Here is a 1,792-nt window from a genome sequence, read left to right on the forward strand (position 1 = left end):
GGGCCTGGGGCCTGACCCCTCCACCAGCTCGGGATAAGAGTATCCGTTCAGTTTTACATCATAATAAACTAATGAAGCCTTGTCAAATATTTTTTTCGTTCTATATAAATGTTCGAAAATCAGATAAAATTAATTAGGCTATTAGTGTAGATTATTAAGCGTAATGTGTTATACTAATTTTCGAATCAAGGTTAACCCGATTTAAGGGTAATATACGATAAAGGAAGGTACATATACATGAATTCAGTGAACACGATGAACGAGCTGAACGACTTGTTAAATGGCCAAAACGTGCATGTGCAACTTTCAGTCCCACAACTTGTGGAGAAAGCAACATTACGTGGAGAAGCTGTCTTAACACCAACTGGAGCTGTAAAAGTAGTGACAGGAAAATATACRGGACGTTCTCCTAAAGACAAATATGTTGTTGTGGAAGATAGCTCGAAAGACAAGATTGATTGGGGCTCAGTAAACCAACCAATATCATCTGAAATTTTCAACTCTTTATATAAAAAAGTTGTGAACTATTTAAAAACAAAAGAAGAGTTATTTGTCTTTAATGGCTTTGCCGGTGCGGATAAAGAATCTCGCCTTTCATTGCAAGTAATCAATGAATATGCTTGGCATAACCTTTTTGCACACCAATTATTCATTCGTCCGTCTAAAGATGAGTTGGCATCGCATGAAGCACAATTCACAATCGTTTATGCTCCGACTTTCAAAGCAGATCCTGCAATCGATGGTACAGGTTCCGAAACGTTTATCATTGTGTCAATGGAAAAACGCATCATTTTAATCGGTGGTACTGAGTATGCCGGTGAAATGAAAAAATCAATTTTCTCTATTATGAACTACTTGCTCCCTGAGCAAGGCATCCTACCGATGCACTGTTCTGCAAACGTTGGTGAAAAAGGCGATGTTGCTTTGTTCTTCGGATTGTCCGGAACAGGAAAAACAACATTATCTGCTGATGCAGATCGTAAATTAATCGGCGATGATGAGCATGGCTGGTCAGATAACGGCGTATTCAATATTGAAGGCGGCTGTTACGCAAAAGCAATTAACTTAACACGTGAAAATGAACCACAAATTTTCGATGCAATCCGTTTTGGTTCTGTATTGGAAAACGTAGTATTGGATCCTGAAACGCGTATACCTGACTACGAAAATATTTCGTTAACTGAAAACACGCGTGCCGCTTACCCATTACAAGCAATCGACAATATTGTTGATCCTTCTGTAGCAGGTCATCCAAAAACCATCATTTTCTTAACTGCTGATGCGTTTGGGGTATTACCTCCAATCAGTAAGTTGACGAAAGAACAAGCGATGTATCACTTCTTAAGTGGATTTACATCGAAGCTTGCTGGTACAGAACGTGGAATTACATCTCCACAAGCAACATTCTCAACTTGTTTCGGTTCTCCATTCCTTCCCCTTCCTGCAACTGTATATGCAGAAATGTTAGGGAAGAAAATAGATGAGCATGATGCACAAGTCTTCCTTGTAAATACTGGCTGGACAGGCGGCGAATTTGGCGTTGGTAGCCGTATGAAACTTTCTTATACACGTGCGATGGTTCGTGCTGCATTGGAAGGCAAATTAGATAATGTTGAAATGGATAAAGGTTCAGCATTCGGTTTAGCTATTCCTAAAGAAGTACCTGGCGTACCTTCTGACGTATTAAACCCACGCGATGCATGGGCGGATCCAGCAGCATACGATAAAAAAGCACAAGAATTGGCTAATCGATTCCGTGAGAACTTCAATAAATTTGGATCAGTGTCTGAAG

General features: G+C 39.9%; 1 protein-coding gene. It reads left to right on the top strand.

Annotated features, from left to right (window positions below):
• Positions 1 to 237: 237 nt before the first annotated feature.
• Positions 238 to 1,792 (top strand): phosphoenolpyruvate carboxykinase (ATP) (gene pckA / locus AC1DSB_RS18815; protein WP_477587365.1); only part of this gene is annotated, 1,555 nt, incomplete at its 3' end.

Source organism: Paenisporosarcina sp. P4_E4_2 (assembly GCF_056401595.1).